The following is a 17,403-nucleotide window of genomic DNA, read 5'->3' as shown; positions in this document are numbered from 1 at the left end:
AGGGGTTGAGGATGCAAGTAGTTCGGGCACTTACACAACAAGAGATTGCGCAGGCGATAGTGGAAGCCAACGCTATTGCTGCAAGTGTGGGGAATGTGACTTTACCAAATCAGTTTGTGTTCTTTGCGAACTTTGACGGCACAGGAAATGATTGGGCCAATGTTCCTGCCGGGGAGGTGATGACCAATGTGGCTATGATCGCCTCTCTCGTGAATCAGTCTGACAATGTCGAATCGAAATATTATTCTGGACCGGGAACAGATGGGGCAATACTTGGATCATCCGTCTTCCCAACTCAGCAGATTATTAATACCGCACAACGTGCATATAACGATTTTGCGGAGGCTGCAGGGAAGTGGCTGAATAGTAATCCCGGTGGTAGCGTTACGTCGATGGTCAGCTCATTTAGTCGAGGTGGAGCATCTGCCGCAGTATTTTCTCAGATGCTCTATCAAAAAGGCTTGATTGATCCAAATACAGGGGCTGTGCTAATAGCACCAGGGCAGGTGGGAATCTCAGCTGGCTTTATCATTGATCCTGTTTTTACAGGAGTACAAGGAAATCTGGATTTTGCCCCCAATGCCCAGAACATCAGTGTCCTTCGTTCAATGGATGAGTTTAGGCGTGAATTCACTGCGGTAGACTTTGGTGATCCAGCCATATCCACATTTGACTACTACGGCAATCATGGCGATGCTGGCGGCTTCTACGACAATGGTCAAGGTCTTGGAGCTCTGTCTCTAGGGGCAATGGTCAATTTTTTTCGAAATACTGGTTTAGCGATATCTGATGTCCCTTTAGATCGCACATTTGATTCGTCTAAAGCAGCAATCCATACCGAGGCTACCAATGAGTATGGAGGGCAAATATGGAGTGAATATGGAACACGAGGAAATCGACTAACGACCTCATATAGCATTCCTCCGACTACCAAAACATTGGACGACGGTTCAAGTGAGACTACATTCGTCTTAAATGACGGGAGAATACTAAAACGGATTTCGAATCCTGATGGGACAGTGTTGGATCGGTATCCAGAGGTAGGTTCAAATAACCTCATCTATGCTGTCAATGCAACATCGAACTTTCTATCCCTCGTTCAAGCAGTACAGAGTGGAAAAAACCTGCCCATTGTGACCGCTGGGGTGAATACGCTAGTCAACATGCAGGCGTATGCTGGACAGGTTAATACAACGTTATCCGGAGCTGCAACTGCTCTGAATACGCTTTCCACCTTACAGTTCCTCCAAAAGACGATCCGAGATGGTGACGCCCTAGGCACAATCTATGCTGGCGCGCAGCTAACTAACATTGGCGCGACTTTCTTTAAGGAGTCACTAGAGCAATCTGGTGTTTATTCCTACGTTAAAGATTATGTAACTCCTGTTACTCCCGATGGCCCCACGCCTCTGGGTGAAGCGGTTGGTCTGATTGGTGCTGCTTATAACCTTTCAAAAGGCAATTATGTAGGTGCTGTCGTTAGCGCGATTGGCGCATTCTTCCCGGTAGCAGGGGCAGTTTTGGCAGCAGTCCAAATGGTCTACGGATTTCTGTCGGAAGGTGATACTCCGTCCTCTATTGGTGCGTATAAATGGAATGACGATGGCTCTATTGGAATTGCAATCAAGTATGCAGAAGGTGGTGGAGAACAGATTGTCATCGAGACGATGAATAACTTCCTGACGAATCTTCGTCAGATTATGCAGGACGCTCAAGCGCAGAATCCAGGTGCGCCACTTGGTCTTATCGCCAATCGTTTGCCGGGACTGTATGCCAATGCAATAAGCGGTTGGGGTATCTACGATATCGATCCTGTCACTGGCAAGGATCGCACTATTTATTACAACCACGACGGTATTCCAACAAATGCCGTTGCGGGTACGCCAGAATTCTTCCGTAGATTCTCTCAACAGTTCATCTATTCGGCGCTTGGACGAGAAGCCATCGCGCCGATGTGGGAAGTAGAAACAGCCCGACTGCAGACCCTCAGCGGTGATCCTCAAGCTGGGCTCACTGAGCTCCAGCGCGCTCAACGAAATAATCAAATGGCTCCGGCACTGCAGCCAGGAGCAACGACAGAAACATGGCGTCCTATTGTCCTTGATCTCAATGGGGATGGCATTCAGATCGTCTCAAAGGATAACGCTGGCATTGTCTTCGACATCGACAATAGCGGATTCTATAAATCTACTTCCTGGATTAATAAGCAAGATGCCTTCTTGGTTCTAGATCGTAACTACAACGGCATCATCGATGACAGTAGTGAGCTGTTCTCCAACGGATTTGTAGCTGATTCTGCCAAAGGGCTGGCTGGTCTGCGCTGGGTGGATGCCAACGGCGACGGGAATATCACGGCGTACGACCCGGTTTTCAATGAGTTGAGGCTGTGGCAGGACGCCAATGGAGATGGTGTTATCAACACTGGAGAAGTGAAGTCGCTGCAGGATCTGGGTATCACCGCGCTTCACTATACGCTGGGCAGCTACGATAGAAATGGCCAGACTTATCAATTGGCCAGTCCTGATCTGCAAGCAAATGCGGTTGGCACACGGACGCACAACGTAGAAGGCGGAATCGTAGTCGAATCCAGTGATGGTTCGGTGTCAATGATTGTGACCAAGCTCGAGGATTTGTCCAATATTGCACCCGGCATGGATCACATTGCCAATGGTATCGAGGATATTCCTCTCAATATCTTCGTCGCGGATCTTCTCAAGAACGACAAGGTTGGCAACGTCACTGGTGCCGGCCTCGTCATGACTTCCGTGGGCGACGCACGGCATGGCACCGTCACGATGCAGAACGGAATCGTCTATTTTGTTCCAGAAAAAGATTACTTCGGAACGGATGCTGGTTTTACCTATTGGGAAACCGATGGATTTGGGAATGCCGCGAATGCGGAGGTCAAGTTAGACTTCGCCCCCGTGAATGATGCGCCTCAAATAGTAAGTGATGGACATAATCAAACCCCGATCTACGGGTATGTCCTGAAGTATGCGAACGGAAATGACTGGGATGGGAATACAAATACAAATGAACCCTATCATCTGGTTGCTCTCACTTCTCCAGGTGTCGGAGCGGTTCCGTTTATTGTAGTTCCTGGCGACACACAGACCGGTGATGCGCCAAAATTCAACTTCGACGTCCAGTATCGTGATCAACCAATAGCATACGACGATCACTACTATGGGCAGTTGACCGTTGCTGATCCTGATGACACCCAATTTCGCTATAGTGTATTCACGGGCTACGACAATACAGGACGTCCTTTTTCCCCTTCGGCACTTGATCCTCTCGGTATAGCGCCAATTTCCATAGAAAATATTCCCACTAACGCCCGCCTCTATAAAACGCGCTATGGTGAAGTGGCGATAGATCAAAATGGGAAATGGGCCTACTTTCCAGAGGCATACGGTCCTCCACTGGCGAATGTTATCGGAACGCCCGTATATTTGGAGGGGCAATCTGGGCAGCAAGATGCATTTCAGATCACTGTCACGGACTCTCACGGTGCCTCCTCTACCAAGACGATATTAGTGACGCTGCCTCCGCTTGTTATCCCTCAGGATCAGGGGGGCGCTCCGATCATTTTAGATCTCGATCGCAACGGAATTACGCTGCAAAGCGCGTCAACTAGCAACGCTTTCTTTGATATCAAGAATGACGGTTGGCGCTATCAAATGGGATGGACAACAGGCGGCGATGGTCTACTGGCGTTCGATGCCAATGAGGATGGAAAGATCTCAGGACAGGGAGAAATCAGCTTTACGCAGTATGTGGCGGGTGCACAGACTGACTTGGAAGGCTTGGCTGCCTTCGATAGCAACAAAGATGGAAAGATCGATGCAAGCGATGCGCTGTGGGATCACTTGCGTGTATGGCAGGATGCCAATGGGAACGGTGTTTCCGACGAGGGTGAAGTAAGGACATTGACCCAAGTTGGGGTCAAGGAAATTTCATTAACCAGCGATGGTCACTTCTCTACTTCCAATGGAAATACCATCCATGGGATGACACAAGTCACGATGGTCGATGGCAGTGCAATACAGGCTGCGGACGTTTCTTTCCAAGTGACAGATCAGGTTCTTTTGAGTAAGGCTGACGGATCCCAACAAGTACTGACACATAGCCAATTTTCAGCGGCAACCGAAATCAACGGCAGCGATCAGGCCGACACGTTAACTGGAACTACTGGTAGCAATCACATCATCGCCGGAGCGGGCGACGACTTCGTTTTTGACGACCAAGGCAACGATTCAATCGAAGGTGGTGATGGAAATGACGTCATCTACTCAGGTGCAGACGAAGATCTGATTCTCGCAGGTGCTGGACGAGACACAGTATTTGCCGGGAATGCCAATGATCTGATCTTTGGTCAGGATGGCGCGGATGCGCTATTCGGCGAAGCTGGCAATGACGTGATATTTGCAGGTGAAGGTAACGACTTTGTTGACGGTGGCCTTGGTAATGACGTCGTGTCTGGAGATGCGGGCGACGACGAAATCTACGGCAACAATGGGGATGACGCTCTGTTTGGCGGGGACGGCAATGACATGCTGTCGGGCGGAGATGGCGCCGATCAACTGCAAGGTGACGCGGGCGACGATTTCCTGGATGGCGGTGCTGGTGTTGACCGGATGACTGGGGGGGCGGGCAATGACGTCTATGTCGTCGACAACAAACTGGATGTCGTAAATGAGCAGCTTAACGAAGGCCGCGATACGGTCAGAACAAGTCTGGATGGTTATGTTCTCGGAGAGAACCTTGAAAATCTCACCCTGACGGATGCGGTCAACGCGGATAATCCGGGCTCGGATCTTGATTCGTCCGATCCGCGGATTGCCCATAGTGCATCCGGTAACACCCTGGACAACATCATTATCGGTAACCGTGCCGATAATACACTGTATGGCGGTGCCGGTAACGATGTGATCGATGGCGGTTCTGGTGCCGATATGATGATTGGCGGGATCGGCGATGACACTTACATTGTTGATAGTTTGACAGACCAGATCGTCGAACAGACAGGCGAAGGAAGCGACACAGTCAAGGCGAGTGTCACCTATTCGCTTGAAGACGATGTCGAGAATCTTACATTGACGGGAGCGCAGGCGATCAACGGCACCGGTAACGGTGCGGATAATGTCTTGATCGGTAACGCAGCCAGCAATACGTTGGTTGGCAACGCAGGCAATGACGTACTTGACGGCGGTGCTGGTGCCGATACGTTGATTGGCGGGGTAGGCGACGATACCTATGTCATCGACAGCATGGCAGACGTGATCATCGAAGTGGCGGGCGAAGGTGTCGATACTGTTAAGTCAAGTATCGATTTTAGCCTGACAGAGACTTTGGAGAATCTGACGTTAGTTGGTGCTGCCAAGAATGGACATGGCAATGCACAGAGCAACGTGATTGTGGGCAATGATGCAGGAGATACGTTGTTTGGTGACGCTGGGGATGACGTAATTTCCTCGGGTGCTGGGAATGACGTCATTGACGGCGGTATCGGCGCAGACACTATGGCGGGTGGCGCCGGAGATGATGTTTATTTCGTCGATAACGTCCACGATGTGATCATCGAAAGTGCAAATGGCGGTATCGATCAGGTCCGCACATCGGAAAGCTACGCACTGCCTGACAACGTTGAACAACTGATTATTGTTGGTAATAAGTCGGTGAGTATCGCCGGCAATGACCAGGCCAATACGATTACAGGCAACGATGCAGGTGATGTCATTTCTGGCGGTGGGGGAAACGACGTCCTCGTTGGCGGCGCGGGGAACGATATTCTGGTCGGCGGTACAGGTGCCGATAGCATGCGCGGTGGAAAAGGTAACGACATCTACGATGTTGATAGTGCCCAGGACGTGATTGTCGAAAATGTCGGAGAGGGCATCGATACTGTTCGTTCCAGCGTTAACTACACACTGCTCTCCAATCTGGAGAATTTGACGCTCACGGGAAATGCGCTGACCGGGACGGGCAATGAGCTGGACAACAAAATTGCCGGTAATAGCCTTGCTAATACGCTGACAGGTGGTGCGGGCAACGATACCTTGGATGGTGGTGAAGGTATTGACACCATGAGAGGCGGAACTGGGGATGACACCTACTACGTTGATAACGTATATGACGCTGTCATTGAAAGCGCTGGTGAGGGAACAGATACGGTAATTTCCAGTGTTGATTACGTACTTGGTACCAACGTAGAAAATCTGACGCTAACGGGCGGGGCAAAGAAAGGTACTGGTAACGGATCGAATAACATTCTTATCGGAAATGATAACGGCGTAACGTTAATTACCGGCGCAGGGAATGATCTTTTGATTGGTGGAGCTGGCGACGACTTTCTGGACAGTGGTTCTAGTGGCATCGATACAGTGATTGGTGGAGTGGGCAATGACACCTACGTTTCTCACAACGGTGTCACGATTGTCGAGTTGGCGGGTGGCGGGATTGATACGGTAAGAGCCTATGCTTACGAAAATTACACCTTAGGGGATAACCTTGAAAATCTTGTCTTGATCGATGGATCGAGGGCAGGTACCGGGAATGCGTTGGACAACGTTATTACCGGCAATAACCTTGGTAATACATTGTCGGGAGCGGGTGGTAACGACACCTTGATTGGAGGGAGCGGAAATGACGTTCTTGATGGTGGAACTGGCGCCGACTCCATGTCCGGGGGGGCTGGGAATGACACGTTTGTCGTAGATGACGCCGCTGATATTGTCATCGAGAGCGCCGGCGCGGGAGTAGATCTCGTCAAGTCGAGTATCCATTACACCTTAGGCGCTAATGTTGAGAATCTTACCCTGACCGGCAACGCGAGCCTTACCGGGAATGGCAACGAGTTGGACAACGTGTTGACCGCGAATGATGCTGGCAGCACCTTGAGTGGGGGCGTAGGTAACGACACTCTCATTGGTGGCGCGGGTACTGATACGTTGATCGGTGGTCTAGGTAACGATATCTACGGCGTTGACCAAATTACTGATGTCGTGATCGAGAACGCAGGAGAAGGTACCGATACCGTCAAATCCAGCATCAACTATACCTTAGGCGCCAATCTTGAAAACCTGACTTTGACCGGAGCGATCGCAACGATCGGTACAGGCAACGATCAGGCAAATGTGATCATCGGTAACAATGCCGGAAATACCTTATCAGGCGGCGCCGGTAATGACACGATTACTGGTGGTATCGGCAATGACGTTATCGACGGTGGTTCGGGTATCGACACGATGGCCGGCGGGGCCGGAGACGATATTTATTTCGTCGATAACTCGGCCGACGTCATCACGGAGAACGCTAGTTCTGGAACTGATGCCGTCTTTGCGGCAATTAGTTACACACTCAGTGCCAATGTTGAGAATCTGACCTTAACTGGATCTGCAACCGGGGTGGTTGCAACCGGTAACGCATCGGACAATGTCCTTACCGCCAATAGTGTTGGTAGCACCTTGAATGGCGGTGCAGGTAACGACACTCTGATCGGCGGCGCGGGCAATGACACGCTGATTGGCGGTATCGGCAACGATATCTATGTGGTGGGCCAAGTCGGCGACTCCGTGACGGAAAACGCCAACGAAGGAACTGATCTCGTTCGTTCTAGTATCAACTACACCTTGGGTAACAACGTTGAGAACCTGACCTTAACTGGTACGACCGCCACAGTTGGTACAGGTAATGCACTCGACAATGTCCTCACAGGTAATGACGCTGGAGATACACTTTCGGGAGGAGCCGGCAACGACACGCTGATTGGTGGTGGCGGTAATGATACCTTGATCGGCGGCGCTGGAAACGACATTTACGTTGTTGGCCAGGCAGGCGATGTCGTTACAGAGAATTTGAATGAAGGTATCGACCTGGTTCAGTCTAGCGTCAACTATACGCTGGGCGCGAATCTGGAGAACCTGACGCTAACAGGTACAGCGGCCACCATCGGTAACGGTAATGAGTTGGCAAACATCATTATTGGTAACAATGCAGGAGATACACTTTCCGGCGGAGCCGGAAACGACACCATCACCGGTGGCAGCGGAAACGACATTATTGATGGCGGGACCGGCAATGACACGATGAGCGGTGGTGTTGGTGACGACGTCTATATCGTCGATAGTGCCAGCGATGTGATCTCTGAGGCGGCAAGTGCCGGTACGGACTCCGTGCAGTCTAGCGTTAGCTACACCCTTTCCGTCAACGTAGAAAATCTCACGCTGACGGGATCCACAGCCGGTTTGACTGCGACTGGCAATGCATCCGATAACGTTCTGCGAGCCAATAGCGCAGGTAATACGCTCAATGCTGGCGCCGGTAACGATACGTTGATCGGTGGGGCGGGTAACGACACGTTAATCGGTGGCACTGGGAACGACACTTACTACGTAGATCAAGCCGGAGATACCGTCACCGAGAACGCAAGCGAAGGAACCGATCTGGTCATTTCGACGGCCAACTACACGTTGGCCGCGAACGTTGAAAACCTGACGTTAAAGGGGGGAGCGACCCAGGGAACTGGCAATGCCCTGGATAACATATTGACAGGTAATGACCTCGGCGACACCTTGTCTGGAGGTGCCGGCAACGACACCTTGATTGGCGGCGCCGGCAACGACACCTTGATCGGCGGCGCCGGTAATGACACCTACGTGACAGGTCAGGCGGGCGACGTGGTGACAGAAAATCTGAACGAAGGTACCGATATTGTCCAGTCCAGCGTCAATTTCACGCTAGGCGCCAATATCGAGAATCTCACTCTGACAGGATCTACTGCCACCATTGGTACGGGTAATGAACTGGCGAACGTTATTGTCGGCAACAACGCCGGTGACACTCTATCTGGCGGAGCAGGTAATGACACCATCACCGGTGGAACAGGTAATGACCTTATCGACGGTGGTGCCGGTAACGACACCATGGCTGGTGGTCTGGGGGATGATACTTACGTCGTTGATAGTGCTAGCGATGTAGTCAACGAAGGTGCTGGGCAAGGCATTGACACGGTCAAAGTCGGTTTCAGCTATACCGCTGGTATCAACATCGAGAACGTGACGTTAACCGGTACCATGGCAGGCCTCACAGCAACTGGCAATGCACTCGACAATACCCTCATCGCCAATGACGCAGGAGCTACGCTATCCGCAGGCGCCGGCAATGACGTTTTGATCGGCGGTGCAGGCAATGACACCCTGGATGGTGGTGCTGGTAACGATACGATGGCTGGCGGAGCTGGGGATGACATTTACATTGTAGACAGCGCTACTGACGTCGTCACAGAAAATAGCGGTCAGGGCACCGATACAGTCAGAAGCTATGTCGACTATACGCTTGGCGATAACGTTGAGAACTTAGTGCTTCTGTCGGGTTTCTCACCGACATTGAAAGGTGTCGGTAACGATAAAGACAATATTCTGTCCACTAGCAACGTACAGGGACAGCTTTATGGACGAGGTGGCAACGATACATTGATTGGTAGCTCCGGTAATGATGTTCTGGATGGTGGGGCGGGGGATGACCAGATGGCCGGTGGGGCTGGTAACGATGTTTATGTTGTCGATAGTGTGGGCGATGTAGTTATCGAGGCCGCCAGCGGTGGTACAGACGAGGTGCAGTCCAGCATCAGTTATACCTTGTCAGCGAATTTGGAAAATCTCACACTCACGGGAACGACGGCGGGATTGACCGGTACGGGCAATGCATCGGACAACGTTTTGCGTGCCAATTCGGTGGGCAGCACGCTTTCTGGCGGTGTTGGTAACGACGGGCTCGTCGGTGGTGATGGTAATGATGTTCTTATCGGTGGCGCCGGCAATGATACATATGTCGTAGGTCAGGCCGGTGACGTCGTCACAGAAAACCTGAACGAGGGAACCGACACGGTTCAAGCGAGCATTAACTACACCCTCGGCGCAAACCTGGAAAACCTTACCTTATTGGGAAGTGCGAAAACGGGAACAGGAAACGAGCTGGCTAACGTCATTACGGGCAATGAGAACGGCAATATCTTGTCGGGTGGCGACGGTAATGACACGCTCTACAGCGGCTCGGGAAGTGACACGCTCTACGGCGGGAACGGTAACGACACGTTGTCTTCGGGTGCAGGTAATGACCTGCTAGACGGTGGTAGCGGTAATGACAATATGTCCGGTGGTCTAGGCGACGATACCTATGTTGTCGATAGTGTGTCCGACGTTGTGACCGAAGCGACAAGTTCTGGCACAGATACCATTTTGTCGAGCGTTTCCTATACCGCCTCGGTTAACGTGGAAAATCTTACTCTCACAGGCACAACGACAGGACTCACTGCTATCGGTAACGAGTTGAATAACGTGCTGATCGCCAACGATGCAGGCAGTACTCTGCGTGGCGGAACGGGAAGCGATATTCTGATCGGCGGTGCCGGAAACGACCTGCTGGATCCAGGTGTCTTCGTATCCGCGTTTAATTCTGACGGAGCTGATGACACCATGCGAGGTGGTGCAGGTAATGACACCTATATGGTCTATGCCGCCAATGACTTCGTCATCGAGAATGCAAATGAAGGCGTCGATACTGTACAGTCATCTGCCTCAATTTATACGCTGACTGCCAACGTCGAGAATCTGACCTTGGTCGGGAGCGGCTCTATCCAGGGAACTGGTAACGAACTCGACAACATCATCATCGCCAACAACGCCGGTGACACGCTGTATGGCGGTGCTGGTAACGACACGTTGACTGGTGGGGCCGGAAGCGACTTCCTGGATGGTGGTACCGGAAATGACAACATGGCCGGCGGATCTGGGAACGATACCTATGTTGTTGATTCCGTGAATGATGTCATCACGGAAGCGGCGAGCGCAGGTACTGATACGGTGATTACGGGATTGAGCTACGCGCTCTCCGCAAACCTCGAGAATCTGACGCTGACAGGATCTTCCTCTGGACTGACTGCAACGGGCAACGCTTCGGACAACGTGCTGACTGCAAACAGCGGTGGCAGTACTCTAATCGGTGGTGCAGGAAACGACACGCTGATTGGTGGTGCCGGTGCAGATACCATGGCGGGGGGCGTTGGCAACGACACTTATACCGTAGACCAAGTGGGTGACGTTGTTACCGAGAATCTGAACGAAGGGGTTGATACCGTTGAATCGAGTATTGACTATGCCTTGGGCGCAAACATCGAAAACCTGACACTAACTGGAAACGCCACACAAGGTACAGGTAATGCGCTTGATAACATTCTGACGGCTAACAATCTCGGCAATACGTTGTCTGGCGGTGCTGGCAATGACACGCTATATGGCGGTACAGGAACAGATACGTTGATTGGTGGCGTAGGTAACGATACCTACTACGTCAACAATAGCAGCGACATCATTGTCGAAAATGCGAATGAAGGAACTGAGACGGTCTATACATCAGTAAACTACTCGTTGGCTGCCAACCTGGAAAATTTGGTAGTCACGGTTGCTTCCGTTTCGGCCAGCGGTAATGATCTCAACAACGTGATCACTTTATCCGCTGGAGTTTCAGGCGCAGTGAGTCTTTATGGCGGTGCTGGCAACGATACTCTTACGACTGGCGCAGGAAACGATTATTTGGACGGTGGAACAGGTTCCGACACCATGACGGGCGGCCTCGGCGACGATACCTATATCGTTGACAATGTACAGGATGTCGTTGTGGAGGGGGGCGCAGGCGGGATCGACACGGTCATTGCATCGGTAGATTGGACATTAGGCGCCAACTTGGAAACGCTCAGGCTGGCAGGAGGTGCTCGCACCGGAACGGGTAACGCGGGTCTCAATAACCTCTATGCCAACGATCTGGGGGACCGCCTATATGGTGGAGCAAGCTCAGACAACTTGTTCGGCGGAGCCGGGAATGATGTTCTGGACGGAGGAACCGAGGGCGACATCATGAAAGGTGGCGCCGGTGACGACATCTACTATGTGGATAATATCTTCGATAAGGTCACCGAGAATGCCAACGAAGGTGTTGATACGGTCTACTCCTATATCGATTACAACCTCGGTCCAATTGGCCCTGATAACGTAGAAAATCTGGTTCTGCTTGGTGGAACGACAGGTCTAGGCAATAGGCTAGACAACGTCATCACTGGAAATAATTTGGGGAATGCTTTAGCCGGGTATGACGGAAACGACACGCTGATTGGTGGCACCGGTAATGACACACTGGATGGCGGATCTGGTATCGACACTATGCGCGGTGGATTGGGCAATGACACCTACGTCGTGGACAATATCAATGATGTCGTGATTGAGAATGCCAACGAGGGGATTGACACAATCTCCGTCTCCTTTAGCTATACCCTGGGTGCTAACTTTGAAAACCTGACGCTAACTGGTGCGACAGTAGGATTACAAGGCATTGGCAGCGATGTGGATAACGTCATCATTGGCGGATCAGGGGGAAATATTCTCTCTGGTGGTGCTGGGAATGACACAATCACTGGGGGGGCGGGAGCTGATTCCCTTTACGGCGGTGACGGCGACGATACGCTAAATGGTGGAGCCGGAAGCAACATCTTGGACGGTGGTGCAGGTAATGACACTTACGTTATTAATTCGGTGCTTGATCAGATTGTTGAAGCCGCTGGAGCGGGGGGTGATACCGTCAAGACTTATATCAACTATACATTGTCCGACAACCTTGAAAACCTCCAGTTGTTGGGCAGCGCCGCTATCGGTACAGGCAATGGTGGCGCCAATATCATCAATGCTTCTGCGATCACTGTTGCAGCGACACTTTCGGGCGGCGGTGGTAACGACACGATCACAGGTGGCAGCGGAAACGATCTTTTGGATGGCGGTGCCGGTGACGACGCGATGAGTGGCGGCGCAGGAAACGATACGTATATCGTGGACTCGCTGGGCGATGTAGTCACCGAGGGGGCCAATGCAGGCACTGACATAGTGAAATCCAGTGTCGACTTCACCCTTGGCGCAAACTTGGAGAATCTGACCCTAACTGGTGTGTCGGCCATCAATGGAACGGGTAACACATTAGATAACGTGCTAACGGCAAATGATGCCGGCAATACATTATCTGGTGGTGCAGGTAACGATACCCTGATTGGCGGTGCTGGCAACGACACATTAATTGGTGGAATTGGCAATGACATTTATGTTGTTGGCCAATCTGGCGACGTTGTTATTGAGAATGCAGGTGAAGGTACTGACACGGTGCAGGCATCGGTCAGTTATACCCTCAGCGCTAACGTCGAGAACCTGACGCTGACTGGCGCAACGTCCCTTTCTGGAACGGGCAACGAACTTGCTAACGTCATTAACGCAAACAATGCGGGAGACACTTTAACTGGGGGCGCCGGCAACGACACGTTGAATGGCGGAACCGGAAATGATTACCTGTACGGCGGAGCCGATAACGATACATTGTCAGGGAATACGGGCAATGACTTCTTGGATGGCGGCGCTGGGAATGATCTGATGATTGGCGGCGACGGTGATGATACCTACGTCGTTGATAGTGCTGGAGATCAGATTTCTGATACGTCCGGTATCGATACCGTCAAATCGAGTATTTCCTATACGCTGGCAACAGCGCTCGAGAATCTGACCTTGACTGGAACGACCGCAGGTCTTACGGCCACAGGGAATGCTTCAGACAATATATTGATCGCCAATGATGTCGGCTCGACGTTGGCAGGTGGTGCTGGCAATGACACGCTAATAGGTGGTGCTGGCAACGACACGCTAATCGGCGGAGCTGGCAACGATACCTATGTCGTGGGGCAAGTTGGAGACGTCGTTACCGAGAACGCCAACGAGGGTACGGACTTAGTGAAGTCGTCGATTGACTATTCCCTGGGAGCGAACCTTGAGAACCTGACATTGCTCGGGGCAGCTAAGGTGGGAACCGGTAATGCTCTGGATAACGTCATTACCGGCAATGATGCGGGTGATACTCTGACAGGTGGTTTGGGGAACGATGCCTATTACATCAGCCAGTCGGGTGACGTGATCGTAGAGAACCTCAACGAAGGTACCGATCAAGTATTCGCGAGTGCCAACTACGTATTGGCGGCCAATATCGAGAAACTCACGCTGACTGGAGCCGCGACTCAAGGTGCCGGCAACGATCTCAACAACACGATCATCGGTAACAATCTGGGCAATAGCTTGTTGGGTGGTGCGGGCAATGACACGATAACGGGTGGTACGGGCGATGACCTCATTGATGGTGGTGTTGGCGCTGATACCATGGCCGGTGGAGCCGGAAATGATACCTATGTGGTCGACAATGCGTCGGATGTCATCACGGAAGCCACTGGTGCCGGAGTCGACACTGTACAGTCGTCGATCTCCTATACGCTGGCAGCCAATGTTGAGAACCTGACGTTGACTGGGGCGACGGCGGGGTTGGTTGCTACGGGTAACACCGCAGATAACGTGCTGCGTGCTAATTCTGCCGGCAGCACGTTAAGCGGTGGCGCGGGTAATGACACGTTCTATGGAGATGCAGGCAATGACAACATGATTGGCGGCGCCGGTAACGACACCTTCTATATTGATCAATTGAGTGATGTTGTTACGGAGAATGCCAGCGAAGGAACAGATCTGGTTATCGCCAGCCTGAATTACACCTTGGGTAACAATGTTGAGAACCTGACGCTTGTTGGTACCGCCACTCAAGGTACTGGTAATGCACTGGATAACATCATTACTGCCAATGATCTTGGTGACACACTCAACGGCGCTGCTGGCAATGACACTCTCATAGGTGGGGCCGGAAACGACACGATGATAGGCGGTGTCGGCAATGATACTTACGTCGTGGGTCAAACGGGTGATGTGATTACCGAGAATCTGAATGAAGGTACAGATACCGTCCAAGCCAGTATCAACTACACGCTGGGTGCTAATCTGGAGAATCTCGTACTGACCGGTACGACGGCGACAGTTGGAACCGGTAACGACTTGGCTAACACGATTACAGGCAACAACGCAGGAGACACGCTATCAGGAGGAATCGGTGCTGACAACATCACTGGGGGAACTGGCAATGACGTGATTGATGGAGGCGCCGATGCCGATACGCTGTATGGTGGTGCCGGCGACGACAAACTCTACGGTGGCGCAGGCAACGATGTGATGAATGATGGAGACGGCAACGACATCTTGGATGGCGGGACCGGCAACGACAATATGACGGGCGGAAACGGCGATGACACGTATATCGTTGATTCTACTGCGGACGTCGTAGGGGAAATTCCGGGGCAAGGCGTCGATACAGTTATTGCTTCGGTTAGTTATACCTTGGCCAACTATGTAGAGAACCTGACCCTTACTGGATCTACAGTAAATCTCATCGCGACAGGTAATACCGACAACAACATTCTGACTGCGAGCGATGCCGGCAGTATTTTGTACGGCCTTGTTGGCAACGACACGCTTTATGGTGGGCTTGGCGCTGATACGTTGGACGGTGGCGCAGGTCTTGACATCATGCGTGGTGGTAAAGGTGACGATACCTATTTCGTCGACAACGTTGGAGATGTCGTGGTCGAGCTGAACGGGGAGGGTATTGATACGATCTTCACGGGCCTCAACAATTACGCACTGGGCGACAATCTTGAGAACCTGACGCTGCAGTCGGCCACCATTACAGGGTATGGCAACCTTCTCGACAACAAGCTGACAGCGAGTAGCGCGGGTAACACGTTGTATGGAATGGTCGGTAACGATACGTTGGTTGGCGGGGCAGGAAACGATGTTCTCGATGGTGGCGTAGGCAACGACTCAATGTCCGGTGGCGCAGGAAACGACACGTATGTTGTAGATTCGCAAGGCGATGTTGTGAACGAACTGGCAGGGCAAGGAACGGACACCATCATTTCAAGCATCAACTATTCTTTGGGTGCCAATCTGGAAAATTTGACGTTGTCGGGATCAGCAACTCAGGGGACTGGTAACATGCTGGATAACGTCCTGACTGCGAACGATTTTGGCAATACCTTAAATGGTGGCGCCGGGAATGACACGTTGGTGGGAGGGGCTGGCAACGACACGTTGATCGGGGGTGTTGGCAACGACATCTATGTTGTTAACAGCGCTGGAGACGTCATTGTCGAAAATGCCGGGGAAGGTACCGACACAGTGCAATCCAGCTTCAACTATGTCTTGGACGCAAACCTGGAGAACTTGACGCTTATCGGCGGCGCATTGCGCGGTGAAGGCAATGCCTACGACAACGCTCTGACTGCAAATGACCTTGGAGATACCCTGTTGGGTGCAGCAGGAAACGACACGCTCGTTGGCGGCGCAGGTAACGATGTCCTGGATGGTGGCGTGGGCCAAGACATCATGCGAGGCGGCGCTGGCGACGATACCTATATCGTGGATAACCAAAGTGATCAGGTCATTGAGCTTGTCAACAACGTAGACTCGGGCGGCATTGATACGGTGAAAGCCAGTTTCAACTATGTATTGGCTGACCAGATCGAGAATTTGTATTTGATGGGGAATGCGACCTCGGGAACTGGTAACGCGCGCGATAACGCCTTGTTTGCTAACGACAATGCTGCGACTTTAAGTGGATTGGCCGGCAATGACCTGCTTCAAGGGGGCGCAGGCAATGACATCCTGGACGGTGGCACCGGATTCGACCTGTTGTTTGGTGGGGCTGGGAACGATCAGCTAACAGACATTTCAGGAAACGGCGCACTGTTCGGTGGAGCCGGTAGTGACATTCTCACAGCAGGTAATGGAAGTTATCTGTTGTCGGGCGGTACCGGGAATGACGTCTTGAATCTGGGCAGTGTACGCAATGTCGTCGCGTTTAACCGTGGCGATGGTGCTGATACCGTCATTTCGGGCGGAACGCAAAACGTACTGTCATTGGGTGGCGGCATTCGCTATGCGGATCTTTCGTTTAACAAGAGCGAAAATGATCTTGTACTCAGTGTTGGCCAAGGTGATTCGATAACGCTGAAGGACTGGTATTCCGGTGTTGCAAAACAAAGCTTCGCTACGTTGCAGCTCTTTACGGAAGGCGGCGACTTTGACGCATCGTCATCTGATGATCTGAAGAGCCATAAGGTAGAGGTCTTCAATCTTGCCAATCTGGTACAGAAATATGATCAAGCACGTTTGGCACAAGAAGCTGCGTTCCAACCTGTGACGCCTTGGGCATTGACCGATGGATTGCTGGCGGCGCACCTGTCCTCCAGTGACAACGTGGCATTGGGCGGTGATCTGGCCTATCAGTATGCCCAGAACGGGAACTTGAGTGGATCCTGGTTGGCCGGGGTACAAACGACGATTTCTGACACTCAGTTTGGTAGCGGAGCACAAACGATCCAAAGACAACTCGCCGCAGCGTCGAGCTCAGATATGAAGTTGGTTGCATAAGTACTTTTTGAGAAAA

General features: G+C 51.8%; 1 protein-coding gene. It reads left to right on the top strand.

The genetic code is table 11. The features are described 5' to 3' along the window. Window positions 1–11 precede the first annotated feature (11 nt). Window positions 12–17,387 carry an SPM autocatalytic domain-containing protein gene (locus AC07N6_RS11210; protein WP_494781911.1) on the top strand — a complete coding sequence of 5,792 codons (17,376 nt, stop codon included), beginning with the start codon at window positions 12–14 and terminating at the stop codon, window positions 17,385–17,387. Window positions 17,388–17,403: the final 16 nt, after the last annotated feature.

The sequence above is a fragment of the Herbaspirillum sp. GW821-FHT09A12 genome (assembly GCF_059418325.1).
This window is presented reverse-complemented; position numbering and strand designations above follow the sequence as displayed.